19 protein-coding genes are annotated in these 18,894 nt (G+C 40.8%); 10 read left to right on the top strand and 9 right to left on the bottom strand.

Annotated features, from left to right (window positions below; all coding sequences use genetic code 11):
• Entirely contained in the window at positions 1 to 249 is a 249-nt protein-coding gene (locus TVG_RS07855) for a hypothetical protein (protein ID WP_156769136.1), read from the top strand.
• A 551-nt stretch (positions 250 to 800) separates the two neighbouring features.
• Positions 801 to 1,085 carry a hypothetical protein gene (locus TVG_RS07850; RefSeq protein WP_156769135.1) on the top strand — a complete coding sequence of 95 codons (285 nt, stop codon included), beginning with the start codon at positions 801 to 803 and terminating at the stop codon, positions 1,083 to 1,085.
• Positions 1,086 to 1,223: 138 nt separating this feature from the next.
• Here the strand turns inward: TVG_RS07850 and TVG_RS07845 are convergent, their stop codons facing one another.
• The gene (locus TVG_RS07845) at positions 1,224 to 1,391 is read right to left on the bottom strand and encodes a hypothetical protein (RefSeq protein WP_156769134.1); all 168 of its coding nucleotides are present in this window, start codon (positions 1,389 to 1,391) and stop codon (positions 1,224 to 1,226) included.
• A 66-nt stretch (positions 1,392 to 1,457) separates the two neighbouring features.
• On the opposite strand from TVG_RS07845, the gene TVG_RS07840 reads away from it, so the two are divergent.
• The 5 genes from TVG_RS07840 (at position 1,458) to TVG_RS07825 (ending at position 7,731) form a co-directional block, all read left to right on the top strand.
• Positions 1,458 to 2,291, top strand: coding sequence for a Cdc6/Cdc18 family protein (locus TVG_RS07840; protein WP_010917722.1), 834 nt, complete (start codon positions 1,458 to 1,460; stop codon positions 2,289 to 2,291).
• Between the two features lie 181 nt (positions 2,292 to 2,472).
• Positions 2,473 to 2,613 (top strand): hypothetical protein, encoded by a 141-nt coding sequence (locus tag TVG_RS08605; protein WP_156769133.1) that lies wholly within the window; start codon positions 2,473 to 2,475, stop codon positions 2,611 to 2,613.
• A 108-nt stretch (positions 2,614 to 2,721) separates the two neighbouring features.
• Complete coding sequence (locus TVG_RS07835) at positions 2,722 to 3,030, top strand: transposase (RefSeq protein ID WP_010917721.1); 309 nt, start codon at positions 2,722 to 2,724, stop codon at positions 3,028 to 3,030.
• 322 nt (positions 3,031 to 3,352) lie between these two features.
• Positions 3,353 to 5,203, top strand: a complete 1,851-nt coding sequence (locus TVG_RS07830; RefSeq protein ID WP_010917720.1) for a site-specific DNA-methyltransferase — start codon at positions 3,353 to 3,355, stop codon at positions 5,201 to 5,203.
• Positions 5,200 to 7,731 (top strand): DEAD/DEAH box helicase, encoded by a 2,532-nt coding sequence (locus TVG_RS07825; RefSeq protein WP_010917719.1) that lies wholly within the window; start codon positions 5,200 to 5,202, stop codon positions 7,729 to 7,731. The genes TVG_RS07830 and TVG_RS07825 overlap by 4 nt, the downstream gene beginning before the upstream one ends.
• Positions 7,732 to 7,977: 246 nt before the next feature.
• On the opposite strand, the gene TVG_RS08680 is transcribed toward TVG_RS07825, so the two are convergent.
• Together TVG_RS08680 and TVG_RS08600 are read right to left on the bottom strand one after the other, a co-directional pair.
• Positions 7,978 to 8,151 (bottom strand): hypothetical protein, encoded by a 174-nt coding sequence (locus TVG_RS08680; protein WP_010917718.1) that lies wholly within the window; start codon positions 8,149 to 8,151, stop codon positions 7,978 to 7,980.
• A gap of 249 nt (positions 8,152 to 8,400) precedes the next feature.
• Positions 8,401 to 8,565, bottom strand: coding sequence for a hypothetical protein (locus tag TVG_RS08600; RefSeq protein WP_156769132.1), 165 nt, complete (start codon positions 8,563 to 8,565; stop codon positions 8,401 to 8,403).
• Positions 8,566 to 8,680: 115 nt separating this feature from the next.
• On the opposite strand from TVG_RS08600, the gene TVG_RS07820 reads away from it, so the two are divergent.
• From TVG_RS07820 to TVG_RS07805, 3 genes are all read left to right on the top strand, one after another.
• Positions 8,681 to 9,028 carry a hypothetical protein gene (locus tag TVG_RS07820; protein WP_010917717.1) on the top strand — a complete coding sequence of 116 codons (348 nt, stop codon included), beginning with the start codon at positions 8,681 to 8,683 and terminating at the stop codon, positions 9,026 to 9,028.
• Between the two features lie 45 nt (positions 9,029 to 9,073).
• Positions 9,074 to 9,643 carry a hypothetical protein gene (locus TVG_RS07815; RefSeq protein ID WP_010917716.1) on the top strand — a complete coding sequence of 190 codons (570 nt, stop codon included), beginning with the start codon at positions 9,074 to 9,076 and terminating at the stop codon, positions 9,641 to 9,643.
• Positions 9,644 to 10,311: 668 nt separating this feature from the next.
• Positions 10,312 to 11,247 carry an inorganic phosphate transporter gene (locus TVG_RS07805; RefSeq protein WP_010917715.1) on the top strand — a complete coding sequence of 312 codons (936 nt, stop codon included), beginning with the start codon at positions 10,312 to 10,314 and terminating at the stop codon, positions 11,245 to 11,247.
• Between the two features lie 1,047 nt (positions 11,248 to 12,294).
• On the opposite strand, the gene TVG_RS07800 is transcribed toward TVG_RS07805, so the two are convergent.
• Genes TVG_RS07800 through TVG_RS07775 form a run of 6 tightly spaced genes read right to left on the bottom strand, consistent with a single transcriptional unit; the run spans position 12,295 to position 18,822 of the window.
• Positions 12,295 to 14,064 (bottom strand): proton-conducting transporter membrane subunit, encoded by a 1,770-nt coding sequence (locus TVG_RS07800; protein ID WP_010917714.1) that lies wholly within the window; start codon positions 14,062 to 14,064, stop codon positions 12,295 to 12,297.
• A gap of 2 nt (positions 14,065 to 14,066) precedes the next feature.
• The gene (locus TVG_RS07795) at positions 14,067 to 14,735 is read right to left on the bottom strand and encodes an NADH-quinone oxidoreductase subunit B family protein (protein WP_010917713.1); all 669 of its coding nucleotides are present in this window, start codon (positions 14,733 to 14,735) and stop codon (positions 14,067 to 14,069) included.
• Positions 14,732 to 15,901, bottom strand: coding sequence for a nickel-dependent hydrogenase large subunit (locus tag TVG_RS07790; protein WP_010917712.1), 1,170 nt, complete (start codon positions 15,899 to 15,901; stop codon positions 14,732 to 14,734). Before TVG_RS07790 ends, TVG_RS07795 begins: the two co-directional genes overlap by 4 nt.
• Positions 15,888 to 17,231, bottom strand: a complete 1,344-nt coding sequence (locus tag TVG_RS07785) for a hydrogenase 4 subunit F (protein ID WP_010917711.1) — start codon at positions 17,229 to 17,231, stop codon at positions 15,888 to 15,890. Before TVG_RS07785 ends, TVG_RS07790 begins: the two co-directional genes overlap by 14 nt.
• Positions 17,228 to 17,881: a hypothetical protein gene (locus TVG_RS07780; RefSeq protein ID WP_010917710.1), complete on the bottom strand. Its 654-nt coding sequence runs from the start codon at positions 17,879 to 17,881 to the stop codon at positions 17,228 to 17,230. Before TVG_RS07780 ends, TVG_RS07785 begins: the two co-directional genes overlap by 4 nt.
• On the bottom strand, positions 17,878 to 18,822 hold the full coding sequence (locus TVG_RS07775; RefSeq protein WP_010917709.1) for a respiratory chain complex I subunit 1 family protein: 945 nt from the start codon (positions 18,820 to 18,822) through the stop codon (positions 17,878 to 17,880). Before TVG_RS07775 ends, TVG_RS07780 begins: the two co-directional genes overlap by 4 nt.
• Positions 18,823 to 18,894: the final 72 nt, after the last annotated feature.

The raw sequence follows: 18,894 nt of genomic DNA, 5'->3' as shown, positions 1-18,894 counted from the left end.
ATGGTTAAATTTCATCCAATAAACCGGACAATGACCGTTGGCACATTCACGTTTTTTGCGTCTTTGGTCGTTTTAGCAATAGGAGCTGCCTTTCATACAGACGGAACTGTTTTAGCTGATAGTTTCCTCTTCGGAGGCTTTGCCTTCCTAATATCCATTGTACTACTGACGGTTGGGGCGATATTAGGTGCCAGAAGCGGAAAATTGCAAAGAAGGGGCGATGAGATATTCCGCAAAAATGGAAAATAGGTTCAGATAAGTCCAACAAGATATACCTCTTGATAGCATTAGTTACTGCAATTTTTTTCATCTCCGCAGCTGTAACCTTAACATATTATCTGGTAGCTGTGCTCCCAAAAAGCCCGTTAGCACCTTTGATCTCATCAATCGTGTCTTGGATCGCTGGAGCTTTGTCACTTGTCTACCTTCTGTTACGATACAGGGTAAACCACGGGGATCAGTTATCCAAGCCAAACAGTGACCCTAATAAGGGAAAAGCTAAATCATGAACCAAGTTGGCAACTATCATTTTATCTTCATAACCGAGTTATCGTTGGTTATCCTTACAATAAACTGATTAGCATTCGTTTACAGAGATGTAACGTCTTATCCTTTTTGCTGGATATAGTTTACATAGTAGGAAACAGTGCTCATCTCGTTGCACTATACATTTCATCAACTGGCATCAGCATTGAGGATGTAAAGAAATCGGAGTAGCCTTGGTTTCTGAAACCCCCGATTAAATTGCAGGGTGCCCAACGGAAAGGCTATTATGAAAATGCAGTTTTAGACGTGTGCTTTTGTTCACGCCCATTGATTACAGCGTTCCAGGAGACGACGGGGCAGAGAAAGTTTTCAAGACGATTCAGGTCAGAGAGCGAAATTTCCAGACAACCTATACCAGGGACCTTTATGTGAACTTTTCAAGCCTCCAGGAAAAGGAAATAAAATCCATAAACAGCGTAAAACATGAATGGATTGACAATAGTATCAAGAGGCTAAAACGCAGAAATTTCATCTACAGGCCTCTGGTTAACACAGGCAGAAGAAGAATAGAGCTTAGAACAAAGCCGGAGGAAATTTAAACAGAATGATAGAGTCGGACCTTATGCTTTTCTGGAATCTGCTGCAATAATGATACTTTTACTTAATTATCAGGTTTAGAGGAACCAATGGCAAGGTCACCTGCCAAAAAGTGCCTCAAGAGGCATCCCCTTTCTCTGTCAATTTCCAGCAGCAAGGGTTAAAGGTACAAGGTGAGCGATGAACTTTACATCGATATTTTGTTGAGACACCTCAAGATCGAATTCAACTGCGACTGTGGATATGCCTATTCCAATGCGATCGACATGTACGATCCCATAACCCTGGAGGAATTCTCCAAACTGCATGATGCTGCAGGCAACCCTCGTAATATCCCGTAAATCGACGTATAACCAATGAAGCATTCATAACTTATGAAAGAGGCCAAGAAGATAGACATTTCTAAGCTGAAGACAGGGTTCCTTGGAAAATTCCCTTCCCATCAGTTGTCAAGGATACTGTCCTCTGAGCCTGATAGACTTACGGAACCTGAGTTCCTGGCTAAGGCCCTGAAAGAGAACAAGTATGTGCCATATTACTACATAAACGTGAGAGAGAACCCCACCTCAATAAAGATTTACAGATATGTGACGAAGATATCTAACAGAGACAATGACATCGATGAAGTTAAGAACAAATTTGACTCGTTCCTGTACGGAAAATCAATTGTGATACTAGATGAGGTGGATTTTCTCCAGGACTATGATGTCCTCTATCATATAACGAGGCATACAAAAGCTAACCTTATTCTACTTACCCAGAAGGTTTACTGGTACATGGACACGAATGACGAGAGCGTGAAGAGTTCGCTGCAGCCTGACCACATTGTATTCTATGAATACAGTTCAGATGAGATCAGGGAAATACTGAAGATGAGGGCTGATGAGGGTCTTAACAAGTATGACCCAGATTCTTTAGGGCTGTTGTCTGCGATGCTTGTCCGGAACTACAGGAGTGACGCAAGGATTGGAATCAAAGCTCTCGAAATCATAGGAAGAATGAACGAATGGGACGATGATTCTGTCAGGACGGCACTGAAGCAGGCTTATGTTGAAGTGGAAGGCGAAACGCTGAAGAACCTTGGAGACCGGGACTTATTAATACTTGCAGCATTGATCAAGAACCAGGATACGAACAGAGCATATTCCGAAGTTTCAGCGTCCAGTAACTTACTCCTCAGGGGAGTTAGCAAGTCGACGTTCTTCTAGGAGCATCAACTACCTGCAGAACCTTGGTCTTATCACGCTGATTAAGAAGAAGATTGATCAGTACAACACAATGGAATCGCAAATATTATTATCAGACGAGTCTATTGTATCCAATCCAGTTTCCAGTACTTAACCTTTCTCTGGCAGTGTCATATTTATTCTTTGATGCAATCAATAGTTCATGATCAATATTCTTGAAAAGATACTGAAGGAGTCGCGTGAAAATGTATCTGACATTACGGATGATCTGTATTCAAAGAAGTTAGATCTTCTAAAACATGCAGCTCTTCTTGTAGAGTCACTCATCTCTCCAAGGATCTGACAGACATATCCATAGATAGCCATGTGAGCACAGCTATCGAAGCTTGATACAGGGAGGCCTTACCAGGTCTTCGTTGAGATATTCTACGATCTCGTGTACCCATACATAATGGCACACAATTACCGTATATACAGGAGATTCCTGACATGTATATTCACTATATACTCGCAGAGATGGAACATCGATATCTTTTTCCGGACCATGAAAACGTACCTAAAGATCGATCACCTCATATCCCGGAAGATAAATAGTATTATGGTGCAGATCTTCACCGCCATGATTGCGTATATTGTCCTGATGATTCAGGACATGCTTTCTTGCAGGATGAGCATCCAGGAAATTATAAGTCTTGCAAAGCATGGGATAAGTCTGCCCCTGAGGATCAACGAAGCAGGCAAAGCTTCCGTCAAGGCATAGCCGGAATTGAACTGCTTGATCCTCCCCTGAGGGGAAGGCACTTACTCCCTAATTTAAAGAGCATATCATGATCCATTCTCCTGAGAATAAACTTTTCCGTGTTTTCTCAAGGAGGCTTGACCTACATAAAATGGATCTGATCGATACCGGAAAGAGAATGGCATGCCTACGTAGCAAGTATTGAAGAGATTCCTGCAATATTCTGCATGTTATGGTTTAAATATTAGAAACAGGTAAGGTATCGGGAGAGCTAAAGAGACGGAATTAATGGAATGTCACACTTCAAAATGAATTAGCTTTGAAATGCAAATATGGAGGTCAAATGAGAGACTTTGGAATTTATTGGAAAAATAAGAAAGAAGAGGTAGAGAGAGTTGAACTTCCATTCCAGAAAATAGAGACGATTAATCTTCCAAGGTCAAATATTGGGACACTGGCTCAGTTCAGAAAGGAGCCTGAGAATAGTGAGTGGAAGAATAAGCTAATTTGGGGGGATAACAAGTATGTTATGGCATCTTTGTTGCCAGAGTTTCGTGGAAAAATAAAGATGATTTATGCTGATCCACCTTTTTTTACTGGTACGAATATGAATATAACTCTTGAAGTGGGTGATGAAGAGGCAGTTAAGGAGCCTTCGGCTATAGAAGAGATAGCCTATAGAAACATGTGGAAAGAAGGCCCAAGCTCATATCTACAGTACATGTATGACCGATTTGTGCTGATGAAAGACTTACTTTCTGAGGACGGATCTATTTGGGTGAGATCTGACTATCACTATTCCCATTATATCAAGGGCATATTGGATGAGATTTTTGGATATGAAAATTTTAGAAATGAAATAATAATAAACAGAATCAAGAAGAGCGACTCTGGAGCTAAGAGGTACAATACGGCAACTGATTCTTTGTTTTTCTATTCGAAGACCGACAACTATTTTTTCAAAAATGTAAAGAAAAAGCTAGAAATTACTAAGAATGAACGATGGCACTCTATGGACTCACAAGGCCAGGGTGGACCGAGGACGATTTTTGGGAAAACAATGTATCCACCTTCCGGTAGACACTGGACTTTTGGACAAGAAAATATAGATAGAATGATAGCAGAAGGTCGAATTAGACTCAATCCTAAAACTGGGAAACCTGAATACAAATTAGAAGAAACTGAAGAACAAATACTGGACTCTAACTGGACAGATATTCCCGGATATTCTTTTAGTACAGGTTATCCAACCGAAAATGCTGAGCAGTTGCTTGAAAGAATAATACTGTCTGCAACAGAAAAAGGAGACCTTATAGCTGATTTCTTTTCCGGATCCGGTACTACTGTTGCAGTAGCAGAAAAGTTAGGGAGGAGGTGGATTGGAGCAGATATTGGGAGATTTTCCGTTCATACAATAAGAAAGAGACTACTTGATATACCTCATTGTAAACCTTTTGAGGTGCTGAATCTTGGAAAATATGAAAGAAAATACTGGATGGATCAGACATTAGGGTCTGTATATAGAGACTATATTGACTTCATATTACAGCTTTACAAAGCAAAACCCATTTATGACTACAAAACCATTCACGGAATGGTTTCTGAAAGAGCGGTACATGTTGGTCCAATAGACTATCCTGTTACAAAAGCAGAGGTTGAAGAATGTCTGAAAGAAGCTAAGGAAAATGGGTTTGACGCTCTGGATGTTCTAGGATGGGACTTTGAAATGGAATTCAATGACCGGATCCTACGAGAATTACGGGAATCCTATGAACTTAAGGTCTCACTTAGAATCATACCAAATGAGGTGATGGATAAAAGAGCGGCAGAAGCAGGAGATGTAAATTTCTATGAGCAAGCGTTCCTCGAGGCGAAAATTGTAAATTCAGGTAGGAAGGTAAAGGTTAGTCTTGAGAATTTCATAATACCAAACCCAGAATCCATACCGGAAGAACTCAGAGATAAAATCCTGAAGTGGAGTGATTTTATAGATTATTGGAGCGTAGACTGGAATTATAGGGGAGACACCTTTCATAATGAATGGCAGGAGTTCAGGACAAAGAGGAAGAAGAATTTACAGTTGCAGTCGATAGAACATCACTACGATGAGCCTGGAAATTATAGGATAATGATCAAGGTCATAGACGTGTTTGGAAATGATACTACTACAATTAAAGAGGTAACTGTGGTATGAATCCGTTCGAAGAACCAGAAACAAGGGTGCAGACAACAGCACCACTTGTAGAAGCTTTGCGAAACGAAGTTGCAAACTGGAGAAACTCTGGTTACAATGGCGTTTCTGAAACTACCAGACGATTGCTGCAATTCTGGTTTGACGAAGAGCATGAGATCGATAATGAGAAATTCAGGTATTATTTCGCTCAGAAAGAGGCTATTGAAACCCTGATCTACATATATGAGATAAAGAAGTTCAGGAAAATGAGTGACCTGATCCTGAATTACGACAGCACTAAGAAAATTGCATACAATCCACATGAAGATTTGTTTCCCAAATATTGCTTTAAAATGGCCACGGGTTCTGGAAAAACCTATGTCATGGCGCTGGCAATTGTTTGGTCGTATTTCAACAACATAGTAGAACACAATGAAGAAATGCCCAGAAATTTCCTTATAATTGCACCCAACATTGCTGTGTATGAGAGATTAAAAGAGGACTTTGCAGATTGCAGAATATTCAACTCGGGAGTGATGATACCGGATGAATTTCAACATCTCTGGGAGTTCGAGGCAGTAACCGAAGATTATATCCCTACCAGAAACACAAAGGGAAGACTGTATCTGACTAATGTTCAGAAGCTATATGAAAGAGACAATGCGCCTGTAAATCCCATACAAAAGATCGTAGGCAAGAAACCATCTGATTCTATAATATATTACGATCAAATGATAGAAGAAATTAAGTCTCTGAACAGTCTAGGCATAATCAACGATGAAGCCCATCATGTATGGGACAAAGATATTATCTGGAATCAATTTATTTTGACTTGCAACGAACTGCTAAAGAAGAAAGATAAAGGGTTGTCATTTCAGCTAGACTTTACGGCGACACCGAAAAGGCAGGATACGGGTAGTGTGTTTGAATGGGTTATTACTGATTTCCCATTAGCGGATGCAATAAGATGTGGAGTTGTAAAATCACCTATTATAGGCGAGGTTGAAAATCCACATGAAACTCCTTCAGACAGGGCGGATGTCATTTACAGAGATTATATAGAAGCTGGATGCAGAAGATGGTCATACTACAACAACGTCATGGAAAAGGTTGGGAAGCATCCAATAATATTCTTCATGGCGACTAAGACATCTGAAGCTGAAGACATTTATAACTACTTACAGACTAAGAATGAGTTTAAAGGAAAAACGCTGATTATTCATACCAATCTCAAAGGTGACATTAGCGATAAAGAATGGCAAAAACTCAAACAGGAGACCAGAGAGATAGACAAATCACACAAGTACAGAGCAATCGTGAGCGTCCTGATGTTGAGAGAAGGATGGGACGTCAAGAACGTTTGTGTTATAGTTGGTTTAAGGCCGTTCACTTCGAAAGCTGAAATACTACCGGAACAAGCTCTGGGACGCGGGCTTAGATTGATGTTTGGCCCAGAATCAGGGTACGAGGAGACGGTCGATGTTTTCGGTACAAAGGCATTTGTTGACTACATAGACGAAGAAATGAAAAAACAGGGAATTGACATAAAGAGATACAAAGAGAGGAATTTACCGACTGTTACAAATATTTTTCCAGATATCCTAAGAAAATCAGAGTTAAACTTTCAGATACCTGTCCTTTCTCCGAAATATAAGAGAGAAAATAGATCATTTAACGAAATTGACATTTCTACACTTCCGCAGGGTAAGTATGACTTGGATCTGGAAACATATACCAATATCAAATCAGCAGTAGGGAGGGATGCACTAACAGAGAAGGAGAGATGGAGGGATAGGTGGGAACAGCCGATACCAGAAAATTACCCATCCGTTATCTCTTATTTAGCAAATATTATTCTCAGGGCTTGTAAGATCCCCTCCCGAAACAGCGAGCTTGTAGGAAAACTTGATTCTTATATTACCAACAGCCTCTTTTCAACGGTTTTGACTCAACAAATAAAAGACGATTATAGGTTCCTTCATGCATTGAGTGAGCCAAAGGTCGTTGATTTCCTTACTGAGCTATTTGTAAAGGTAATAAACAAATTGACCATCCTCTCAACGGAGGTACAACTCCAATCAGAACCAAGAGAAGTAAAGGACATTAGGCCCTTCTTGACAAGAAAGAAGACCTACACACCCAAGAAATGCATTCTTAACTTGGTTCCGGTTGCCAACGACTTTGAATACGACTTTTGCAATTTTCTAGATGATGCTTCAGATGTCAGAAAGTACATAAAGAATGATAACCTGAATTTCTACTTAGAGTATGTTAACGAGAAAAAGGGCCTTTCGTATTATTTGCCAGATTTCATAGTTATTTGCGATTCAGAAAATTATGTCTTGGAGACCAAGGGAGAGGAATCTGTAGAAGTAAAAAACAAGGACAAGAGAGCGAGAGAATGGTGTGAAGATGCAACCAAACTCACTGGCAATAAATGGACCTACCTCAAGGTTCCTGAGAGCGTCTTCAAAAACAATCGTGAAGTCAAGACTCTTAAAAAATTGGAAGAGATCATCAGGTCGTACGAAAGCGTCGAAAAGATTTGAGTGGAGGATTCCAAAAAGGAACTCTAAGAAAAACTTGTTGGTATTATGACCTACATCGTTGAATCCACGGAAGCATTCGAAAAGTAGTTTTCCAGGAACCACAGTCAGGTAAACCATTGAGAGGAAAGCTTCATGGATTGTGGCAACTGAGAATGGGCTCTTTCAGGGTCTGGTATGAGATAAACGAGGAAGAGAAGAAAGTAACGCTCAGAGCCATCTTCACAAGGATGAAGCCAAGAAGTTCTATTAGAGTTCCTCGAGAAACTCTCTCATAGTCCTTACTTTACCCTTTAGTATGTCCTGCCCACTTCTTTCCAGTTGACCCATGACATACTCATTCTCAAGAGTTTCAATAGTAGCCTCAAGGCTATCAAGATCAGATTTTGGTATGCTCACAAGTCTAGATTTAGTAGTGGTCATTACTATACTCATATACTTTTAGATTTTAATACCTTTTGGTAGTCTTCGGCTCAAATTCACCCCGACCTGACGGCCGCCCCTCTTTGAGCCTCTGCCAATTACTATGCGCCCTTCGCTCGCATTCACGCCGAGCAGAGGTCCCCATGCTTCGACTGCAATCTAGATTCACCCTTAGCCCCTCCTTCGCCCTGCTCATTCAGGGTGGTCTCCTGTGCTCGCGGCTCGTGGTGTATGGGTGGTGCTACACACCTACGCTTCGCTTGGTGTTCCATACCACCCACCGCTAACGCTTACGCCACTCGGTCTTGCGTAGCACGACTTCCGGCTCGCTTCGGACACATTATTCTCTCTTGCAGAGTGCAATTTGAGGGGAACAGGGGGAGAGGAATAATTGACCGCACAATCCCCCTCCACTCAGTACGGAATAACATGACTAGATAGCGTTAAGTGGCATTTCTTAACTAGTTAATGGCGAAAATAAAAGAAATTATAAGACAATCATTAATATATAAGCAAGGAAGTAAGCAGTATGGCTAAAGTATCTCTAATAGGCTACTCAATAAGGGTAAGGAAAACAAGATCAAAAGAATATGCAGATTTATATTCGTTTGATGGGACTAATGATTTATTTTCTGTCTTTAGTCAATACTTCAGCAAGTACTCTAACAGCAGTTCAAATGCCATATATCCTGTAGAAGACGTCCCTGAAACAGATAATAAGACGATGTCAATCGATCCTGTGCAGATCAATGGAAGGCTAATACAGGGTTTAATTAGAATTGGAGACTATGGCTATATTACTCCAATAGTCAACCGCAAAAGTCGTAAACTCTCTTATACCAGAAATATAGAAGATACAGAATTAGTCCCTCTTTGATTTTTGTTATATATTCCAAAGAAGGGCGATATCCCGATCGAGAAAATGGGCATAGCCATATTCCAAAGGTTCAGGAAAAGTGGCTTAAAAGGAGTTTTTCAATCCCACTTTCAAAATTTTTTTGAGGAGCGTTTTCCCGATTACATCCTAGAGATGATTCCCATTACACCTGACGAAGTTCTAGATGCCTTCAAGAATGGAGTCATCAAAAGCGTTCAGTTAATATCTCATTCACTTACTAGTGATCTCGCCGACTATTATTCCACAGAAGACGACAAAAGAGGTAGGGTAATATTAGGGTTTGAAAAAGGGAGATTTCATGGTAAATTTATTGACAACTTCATAAAAATTGTAAAACATGAAATGCCCATAAGTAAAATCATCGAATCTGAATGGATGTCTCCTGATGAGATCAAAACGGAAGTTGAAATAAAAGGTACGCAAAAAACTTTCACACTCAAGGAAGAAGGATCTGAAATAACTCCTGGAATAGATATTTCTAAAAAAGTATCGTATGGTAATGACGGATTCCCAACGCAGGAGAGCGTTAATCGAGAAGCTCTTAAGTATCTGGAGATTTTAAAATCGCACTTACGTGGACGTAATGAGCACTAAGTTTTCCAATCTTCAGATTGTAAAGGATCATGTTAGGACCTTGAAACTTTATAATAACGGAGGCGTAGACATAATATCGGTTATTATTAATTTCATTCTCCCATTTGTCTTCGCATTAACTTTTCTGTATTTTCATAATTTCTTGATACCCTCAATAATTACTGTGTTGATTACCGTACTTTCCATATTCATCTCGTTGCTTCTAAACTTACTTTTTCTGATGTATTCTATACTTAGTAGGAGGCTGCAAAGTGGCGTCAATGCAGGTTCACCACAAAATGATAACGAGCGTTCAGTCGAGAACAATGTCAGAATTAGGTTACTCAAAGAAACTTACTATAACGTTAAATTTTCTGTCCTATTATGTATATACGCATTAATAGCAATTATTCTATATGTTCTACTCCCAAAAGAACTTTATCTTGACTTATTCTTAGGCTTTATTGTCTATTACCTTCTGTTTGTTTTCATAGTTACTCTTTTAATGATACTAAAGAGAACCCATACCTTGTTTTCTCGCGAATTCTAGGGTATTCCCTTAAAACTTTAATCAAATCCCGACCGGTCCATTTTTTATGCAGGATATTCTAGCCCTTTTTTTCAAGAGATGCTAGGTGCTAATCATATTAATCCTATTGGTTTTTAAGTATTGAATTGCTTTAAGTACAATGCTGGTGTTATCTTACATTCTGCTTTTTGCAAGTGCACTCTTCGCTTGGAATATGGGGAGCCACTACTCCGGTGCAGTAATGGGGATGGCCTATGGTTCAAAGTCACTCACAATAAGGCAGGCAACCGTGATAGCTGCCACATTTGCCTTTCTCGGAACTATAACTGCAAGCTCGGGCGTTGTGCATACATATGCTTTCTCCCTTGTTGGGACTACAACGATTAGGCAATTGACGGCAGCCTTGTTAGGAGCTTCTGTCGCTATTCTAATATCGACAATACTGAAACTGCCTGCTTCGACTATTCAGGTATACACCTTTTCCCTTTTATTTGTTGGATTGGCCTCAAATATCAAATTGATGTATGGCGGAATAGAGATCGTCCTCTCTATGTGGATTTTAATGCCACTGGCTGCAATGCTGTTGTCTTATCTGCTTGCGCCCAAACTGGTATCAAAGTTAGCTGATGATAGCCGAAAACTCAAGATCATAATCATAGGCAGCAGTGTTTTTAGCTCTTTTACACTGGGATCAAATGACGTAAGCAGCGCTATTTCCCCTCTGGTAAAAGTTGGAATTCTGACTGGAATAGTGCCCTATGTCTTTGGAGGATTCTTCATTGGGCTGGGACTGATAACATGGGGCCAGAGGCTGATTCGCAGGGTTGGAACCGAGGTTGTAAAGACAAATGCCCCTCTTGCAGCAGCTGCTCAACTTACTGAGGCTATAGTTATAATATCAGGGAATCTTGTTGGATACAACGCATCAATTAACCAGACAATAATCATGTCCATTTATGGTGCAAAACGATCTATGAAATCTCACGTGGTGACTCCCATGATATTCCGTTCAATACTGCTTAACTGGACTGTGAGTTCACTAATTTCTGCTGTATTCGGGTTATTTTTTCTTTTCATCCTGAATCTTTATATTTGATAAGGTACCAGCTTTGAATCCTAACCAAATCCTAACCGGTCAAGTGTGTGCACTGAGTGGTTCGCGCGACATATGACAGGCCAGCCTTGTGTTAATATCCAATTCAACTCCACACGTTTACACTTCCTTTTTGTATTGTGGTGGAATATTTTAGAAATTTGGTTCTTCACACTTTCGTGTGGGTAAATTAGAGCGATAAATACCTGAGAATGTGTATTTATAAGGATTCCTCATTGATCCCTCTGAAAATATATTCCCAGGACATCCTGTAACTTCTAAAACCCCCTGAAAACTGCCTTTCCTTGTTATCCAATCTGTGAGGATCCACATGAAAGTCAGATGAACCTCTTTAATAGATCATCACGGTTTTATTATAATTTCAGATTATGTTCTTTATCCATCTCTGCAAACCCACATTAGAAAAAGTTTGTTCCAAGGCAAATAGAAACTTTCCTGAAGTATTCGATTAAAACTTTAATTAAATCCAGACCGGTCCATAATCGATTCTAGTTATAAGATTCAAGTCGATTTTGCCTGCCAAGATGTTGTGTAATCACACAAAGCTAGCACAAAAATATAAAATACATTCTTGTCTGTTTCAAATAGCGATTTGCTGCTCTTTAATTACACCTAAAGAAAGTCAAGAAAGAATGATGAATGGTATACCTGAATTGCCGTATATTCGAAAATACCCTATCCAGTTAAACTAAATTCCCATCTTCATATATTTATTTGCCTGTTCAGAGTCTGGTCTAAAAGTTTCAAATGATAATAAAATGTTGATAAAAAGCGAAGGCATAATCAAACTAACTATGGGTTAGCATCAAAATCTATTCTATAATAAACTGAACTTTATTTATTGAAGAAAATTGATAGACAGCTTTGTTGCCTCTCATTTTATATTCTTTAACCTTATTCTAACGAAGGCAAATACGATATATGTGAAATTAACACAACAGATCGTTGGATTTCTAAACAACGGATAAAGGTCAAGTGTCACTGGCTAATTTTGTGAGGTAGCGAAGATAAGACGAATAAAATATCTGCTTAATAAATAACAACAGCCATTATGATTACCACCATAAATGCAACTATCATGTAAATCATGTACCAAGCGAGTGAACTGTTCATAAATTTCTGTGTTGCATTCTTGCACATCCACCTATAGCCTCTTCCGATAGAGTTCATTGCAAACCAAAAAACATCTATTATGGATATTGGCTGGTTGCCATTGCCCATCCTTGTTCTGAGGATTCTACGGAGCATGAGCCTTATGTTATTAGCATAGGCAAATGAAGTATATTCGCTTGAAAGGGATCTGCCACTGTTCCAGACTTCTGCTGTTCGAGTTCTTGGTTTTCTAAAGACGGCATATGATGCAAGTGAAAATGCTGTTATGAGTGCTATTACGTAATCCGGCGAAACCAGCCCGAAATCCGCTATATTAAACCTTGATTCTATGGTGAAGCCTTTGAATACAAGAACGGATGGTATGCCTCCAAGAAAAGCCGATGGAATAAGTTTTATGGAAATAACAAAGAATATGAGTATAGTTAATCCAACACTGAATACAGTTACGGTTTCCACCCTGCTGGCATGTCCCTTCTTAGCCCTGAATAGAGCTGAAAATGACAGTATTTTCATCATAGATCCAGTTACCATGCCTTCCGAGATTGCAACAATTGATCCTACTATTATTGCCAGAATTCCAATATATCCGCCCAAATAAGCCTGCATGAAGAAGGATTCAAGGAGCATCCACACTGCCAGTCCACCAATGGCAGGAAACAAACCAGATAGAGACAGCGTAGAAAGAAGTGTCCCGAGGCGCATCCACCTGTCTTCAGGTGCCCTAGCTTCTCCAAAATACTCTCCCCTCGTGCTGCCGATTGAGAGGAATAGGCCTGTCTTAGAAACGGCATGAGATAACGAAAAGATAATTATCGTAGCAAGAACAAACTCACGAAGGGTGCTATTGCTAGTCACAAGATAAAGCCCGAATGCGGAAAGAATTGCCGCTTGATTTTCTATAGTGCTGAATCCACCAAGCATCTTCATATTCTCGGATACATAAGCATAGATAGATGCAAACAAAATGGATATGCTCCCGATGATCAGCAAGAGAATTCCTATGTAAAGAAGTGCAGGGCTATCAGAAGTTAAAAATATCATCTTTGTTATAAGGAAGACGCCCATCAGAGTCATCGTTGCGCTGAATACAGCAGATGCGTTTGCTGGTGCATTGCCGTGGGCTATAGGCAGCCACTCACTTATCATGAAGGGCGACATCCCCATTTTGATGAGTGAACCGAAGGAAATTAGAAGAAGCGGAGCGAACGTTGTTAGATGTATAAAGCTGAACGAACTATCTTTTGAGGCAACAAATGATGATATTGATCCAGCGATTATTAGGACTGTGCTGAATTCACTGAACGTCATAAAAGTGAATGCAGGGCTTTTCTGCGATTTGTTAAGGGCGACTATGGCATAAGAGGGCACAGACATTATCTCCCAGCCTGCTATAAGGACAAGATAGTTGTCTCCAACCAATATTATAGACATTCCAAGCACTGTGAGCGACATAAGTGATGCTAGCCATTTTCCGTACCTTTCGCCGTATGATAGCGAATACACACCGGCAAATACCCATACAATTGCCGCTATGACCGAGTAATAGGAAAGGTAATTGCCATACGCGAACTGCGTAGCTGCAAATACAACCGATGATAAAGACAACATAAGATAGGATATTTTCCTGTTGAATAGGCCGAGTAGGGATGCGACGCCGAATAAAACTGGCCCAATATAAGGAAGCATAATCAGTGCACCTCTTGTCTTTTCGATTCAAAATAATCAGCTTTTCTCTTATCTTTCATCGCAGCGTTGAGTGCAGCAATCAATGTGTACGGCGAAGGCGGGCATCCCGCAATTTCCACATTGTACTTTTCTCTGTCTAGAGGGTTCTCACCCATAATGCCGCCTGTAACAGCGCATGCTCCCATAGCAATGACAAGCTTTGGCTCTGGCATTGCCTCATAGGCTCTGTCTAGGGCCTCCTTCATTCCAGGAGTCATCACCCCCATTACTATTAAAGCGTCCGCATAGCGCGGTGTATTAACCATAAATATTCCTAACCTGTTTGCATCGTACTGTGGAGAAAATATGCTTAGAAATTCCATGTTGCAGGCGCCACAAGCCCCGGAATCAATGGGGAAGACATGAAACGATCTCCTGAACGTATCTTCAGTCTTCTTGATGGTGAAAATGCGTTGATCACCCGTCGGCTTATAATCTGGCAGGCATCTCCGGCAGAATATGCATTTTTCCATAACCCATCCATCAGGCGTTATTGCATCTACAGGGCAATTGCCCCCATCATGCCCGGACAGGCGTGATGGCCACTGTGGCGCTGAAACGGGCTCTGCATAAGGATATCTTTCTGTCTTTATTCCTTTTTTCACCCCATTAAGAAACCAAATACTGCTCATTGTATCACCACCGCGAGCTCAGATACCCATATGCCAAAACTCTCCCAGTTGAAGTGGTAATCTGTGAATATATTGCCTATCATTGATTTCTTAAAGGCCTCAATGTTTAACAGTGACGGCGAAGATATCTGGACGTCGGAAATCTTCCCGTCGTTGATTTTTACATAATAGAAAAGATCCCCTTGCGGGCTTTCGACCCTTGCAGCACCTTCACCATTAGTCTTTTCGATTTTTGCTGGCGGAGAGTTTCCGCTGAAACGTATCGCTTTAGAGATCAAATCCGCAGAAGAAAGGATCTCCTTGCTTCTCACATAAAACCGGCCGAACGCATCTGGCTCATCGAACACAATTGGCTTGAAGCCAAGTTTACTATACGGAAGCCTTTTTTCATCAATCCTAGCGTCCACTTCAATGCCGGCGGCCCTTGCAGCGGGACCAAGCATATCGCTGCTGCTAATCTTCCCATTGTTCTGAAGCCTATTTAAGAATATTTTGGATTGCAGCAAATCGTTAAAAATTCCCTCAAATTCTTCCTTCACATCTTCGATCACACTTTCTAAGACCAATCCGTTGAACTGGCATCCGCCCACGTACGAAGATGAAAAGAAATACCTGTGCCCTGCGAACGATGTTATTATTCTTGCAATATTCTCCCTTAGGTATGCGATCTGGTTCTGCGGAACACCAAAACCAGCAGGTTCGCATAGCCTCTTTACGACCTCAAGGTTGCTCCTCATTCTCTCCAGTTCAAGCATTATGATCCTTGAATACTGTACCTCTTCAGGAACATCGATATTTAATGCGTCTTCCACTGCCATCTCGAATGCTACGGCATGGGATGCAGCATGAAATCCATTGATCCTCTCTACTAGGAGTAGGGCATCTTCTGGAGATAGGCCCCTTACCTTAATCTTCCTTGTCTTTATGTATGGATATACATCGACATGCTTGATCAGTTCACCGGGGGTGTGGAAGTCAAAGGCAACAGATTCAATCAAGCCTCCTGTTGCAGGGCCATAATTGAAGGTAAACTCTCCAGGTAAATTGCGGTATGATTCAGAGGGAATTTCACGGCGCTGATCAGATAAAATGTGCTCGTATACAGAGTACTTCTCAGTATTACCAACGAATCTGCCTTCAGGTTTTCCAAACCTATAATATTTCATTATAAACCACCAGAAAGAAAATTCCAATAAAAAGGGGGATCACTGAAGAAAATATAGAGAGAGCAGGCATCAATCGATCTTTCTCGATATTGGGACAATTTCCATTGAATATCATTCCGGTCACATTATAATTCATTGATATGAATGCCGCAGCAAGGAATACTATTACTATTATGAACTGGACGTACATGTGTAGTGAAAGTACGCCTGAGAGGATCAAAAATTCACCAAAGAATGTTCCAAAGGGTGGTGCTCCTGTAACTGCAAGAGACGACATCAGTAGTGAGGTGGATGTGTATGGCATGGACGTATGCATGCCGTTTATCTCAGCAATTTCTTTCTTTCCAGTAAACCTGAGTATATTCCCTGAAGAGTAGAAAGCGCCAGCCTTTCCGAAACTATGCGAAAGCAGAAGTAGAAGCGCTCCAGTAAAGCCGAGCGAACCACCAACTGCAATTCCCAGAAGTGCAAGATTCATATTCTCCATGGTCGAATAAGCGAACATTCTCTTATATCTGGCCTGATATCCCATGAATATGGATGCTGCAACTATCGAAACTACGGCAAACCATACGTAAAGCCCCCTAACAGGCTCTATCTCATAAACCCTGTAAAGGACATAGAGTGCTGTGGGAAGAAGTACTCCTGAAAACATAGCGCTGACGGGAGATGGTGCTTCGCTGTGGGCGTCTGGAAGCCATGTATGCACAGGGAATACACCTACCTTTGTGCCGAAGCCTATTAGCGCCAGAGATACGGCAAGCACCATTATCCTAGAATGCACATGAGATCCTATAGCAGTTGAAACTGAGAGTGTGCCGAGCGTGTAATATATTAGTATTATGGATATAAAGGCGAATGTTACCCCTGCTGAAACTATTATAATATATCTCCACGTTGCCTCAAGCGACGTTTCTGACTTTTCAGTGATAAGAAGGAGAGCTGATGATATGGTTGTAGCCTCAATTCCTACCCACATTAGCCCGTAGTTGTTTACCTCTAGTGAAAAAAGCATTGAAGCAGTGAACAAATTTAAGAGAAGGTAGTAAGTTGGCTCCCTAATTCCCATAACTTCTATGCCTTTTAGGTATCTTGTCGAATATATGGCTGATAAAAGATACACTGACAACACCATTATTATGAAGAGCATAGTCGAATCCTGGATGTAGAAAAACCCAGTTTGCGGGCGAAGGAAATACATTAAGCCAGCTACTACGAGATCCGCAGATGCTCCAACTATCGTAGCCTTCTTAATGCCCAATCGGTACGTAATGTTAACAACGCCAGGTATGACAACGACCAGTACTGCAAGAATTTCTCCTGGAATCATCCAATCAACTCCTCCATGGGTTCGTGTGTAAATTTCTCAAGGACAACTATTGAGGATATCACGACAAGCGCAAGCACGTCAAGAAACACGCTTGCCTCAATTATTATGGGTATAGGGAGAAGGAACATCGCGAATAAAACAAGGGAATTTTCCTCTTCGACATAGCCTATTACGTGGGTGAAGGTCGTCCGTCGGGAAGCTATGAGAAAGAGTCCTTGGAAGAAAAGTGTAAGAGGAAAAACGAGGACTGAGGAGTTCCCGCCATTTCCCAAAAAAGAATGCAATACAATTCCAGAAAATGCTATAGAGTAGATTATGAACACTGATATTACGATAAATATTAGGTCAAGTAAAAACAAATAAGAAAGGCTTACCTTTCTCTCATACAGGTAAACTTTTTGTTTTGGGATCCTCTTTTGAAGGAAATAATTGACAAGAAATGCCCTTAATATTATGATGAGTATCCCAAGGATAAAAAAATCATAGGACCTTTCCTGCCACCCTATTATGAATGCAACAACAGCTATGAGAACAGACTGTACAGACTGCCCTCTGATCATGGAAGCTATAAATTCTTGGCCCTGAATATAAAACGCCGAAATCGCAATCAGGCTTGATATAAGATAAACTACGGTATCGATGTTGTTCACGGTATCACCTCAGCAAAAATGAGGAAAAGTATTGAAAAAGTAAAGGCAGTGGCAAGATAATCCATTACTCTGAACAGCCTGAGTTTGGCCAGAGTTGTTTCAACAACAAGTACGATCAATATAAGGAGGAGCCATTTGGCCATCATGACTGGAACATCAATGAAGAAGTATGGGTATGTCGAAAATAAGCCCCACGGGAAAAGAAAAACGTTGAGGAGAACAGATCCGAGCAAGTACTGTTTGATATAAGATGACCATTTATTTATGGCCAGAAGTTTACCGCTATACTCATAGTTGAGGCCTTCATCTATCATGCCAAGCTCCTGCACACCTGAGCTCTCCAGTGGAATTTTCCCGGTTTCATAAAAAAAGAGCATAAAGAAGGCCAGTGTTGAGAATATATGGGCCAGGGATAGGTTCGCTAGTGGATGAGAGGCGAGGAACGCATTGGTTATGTACGGATTATTTGTTGCAGTGAGCAGAGATACTGCTATGAAAACTGTTATTAGCGTGCCTTCTGAAAGGAAGTTGAAAGACATTGATCTGGAGACGCCAAGCGCTACATAGTTGCTTCCAGAGTTCATAGCTGCAGCAGCCTTCATAAAAGCTGCTAATGAGAAAAGGATAGCGCCGCCAAGGAAATCAGCAGAGGCGGTAAAGTATATAGGAACTGGTATCACTACTGGTATTATTAATGCGATGAGGGAATAAATCCCAAAAAGCACATAGGGGATATACCTGAAGAATATACCAGAGCCGGCAGGTATTACGGTAATTTTCCGGGAAAGCTTCCAGAGATCATAGTATGGTTGAAATATGCTTGGCCCTTTACGCGATTCAACCATCGCCTTAAGCTTCTCTAAAATGCCGGTGTATAGTGGAGCAGTAAGAACAACGAAGAAATACTGCATTAAGGTCTCTATTAATGTTATGGCGCCCATATCAAGCCACCAGTTTCAATCAGGCGTCATCAGTCAGCTGGAGCTGGCGGTTTGTACGAGTGGAAACGCCAT

Source organism: Thermoplasma volcanium GSS1 (genome assembly GCF_000011185.1).
Taxonomy (GTDB): domain Archaea; phylum Thermoplasmatota; class Thermoplasmata; order Thermoplasmatales; family Thermoplasmataceae; genus Thermoplasma; species Thermoplasma volcanium.
This window is presented reverse-complemented; position numbering and strand designations above follow the sequence as displayed.

Coding starts and splice junctions, on each gene's coding strand:
- TVG_RS07785 (WP_010917711.1), bottom strand. CDS start 17,231: ATGATTCCAGGAGAAATTCTTGCAGTACTGGTCGTTGTCATACCTGGC.
- TVG_RS07805 (WP_010917715.1), top strand. CDS start 10,312: ATGCTGGTGTTATCTTACATTCTGCTTTTTGCAAGTGCACTCTTCGCT.
- TVG_RS07800 (WP_010917714.1), bottom strand. CDS start 14,064: ATGCTTCCTTATATTGGGCCAGTTTTATTCGGCGTCGCATCCCTACTC.
- TVG_RS07820 (WP_010917717.1), top strand. CDS start 8,681: ATGGCTAAAGTATCTCTAATAGGCTACTCAATAAGGGTAAGGAAAACA.
- TVG_RS08605 (WP_156769133.1), top strand. CDS start 2,473: ATGATCAATATTCTTGAAAAGATACTGAAGGAGTCGCGTGAAAATGTA.
- TVG_RS07840 (WP_010917722.1), top strand. CDS start 1,458: ATGAAAGAGGCCAAGAAGATAGACATTTCTAAGCTGAAGACAGGGTTC.
- TVG_RS07790 (WP_010917712.1), bottom strand. CDS start 15,901: ATGAAATATTATAGGTTTGGAAAACCTGAAGGCAGATTCGTTGGTAAT.
- TVG_RS07830 (WP_010917720.1), top strand. CDS start 3,353: ATGAGAGACTTTGGAATTTATTGGAAAAATAAGAAAGAAGAGGTAGAG.
- TVG_RS07795 (WP_010917713.1), bottom strand. CDS start 14,735: ATGAGCAGTATTTGGTTTCTTAATGGGGTGAAAAAAGGAATAAAGACA.
- TVG_RS08680 (WP_010917718.1), bottom strand. CDS start 8,151: ATGACCACTACTAAATCTAGACTTGTGAGCATACCAAAATCTGATCTT.
- TVG_RS07845 (WP_156769134.1), bottom strand. CDS start 1,391: ATGCAGTTTGGAGAATTCCTCCAGGGTTATGGGATCGTACATGTCGAT.
- TVG_RS07815 (WP_010917716.1), top strand. CDS start 9,074: ATGGGCATAGCCATATTCCAAAGGTTCAGGAAAAGTGGCTTAAAAGGA.
- TVG_RS07835 (WP_010917721.1), top strand. CDS start 2,722: ATGGCACACAATTACCGTATATACAGGAGATTCCTGACATGTATATTC.
- TVG_RS07775 (WP_010917709.1), bottom strand. CDS start 18,822: ATGGGCGCCATAACATTAATAGAGACCTTAATGCAGTATTTCTTCGTT.
- TVG_RS07825 (WP_010917719.1), top strand. CDS start 5,200: ATGAATCCGTTCGAAGAACCAGAAACAAGGGTGCAGACAACAGCACCA.
- TVG_RS07855 (WP_156769136.1), top strand. CDS start 1: ATGGTTAAATTTCATCCAATAAACCGGACAATGACCGTTGGCACATTC.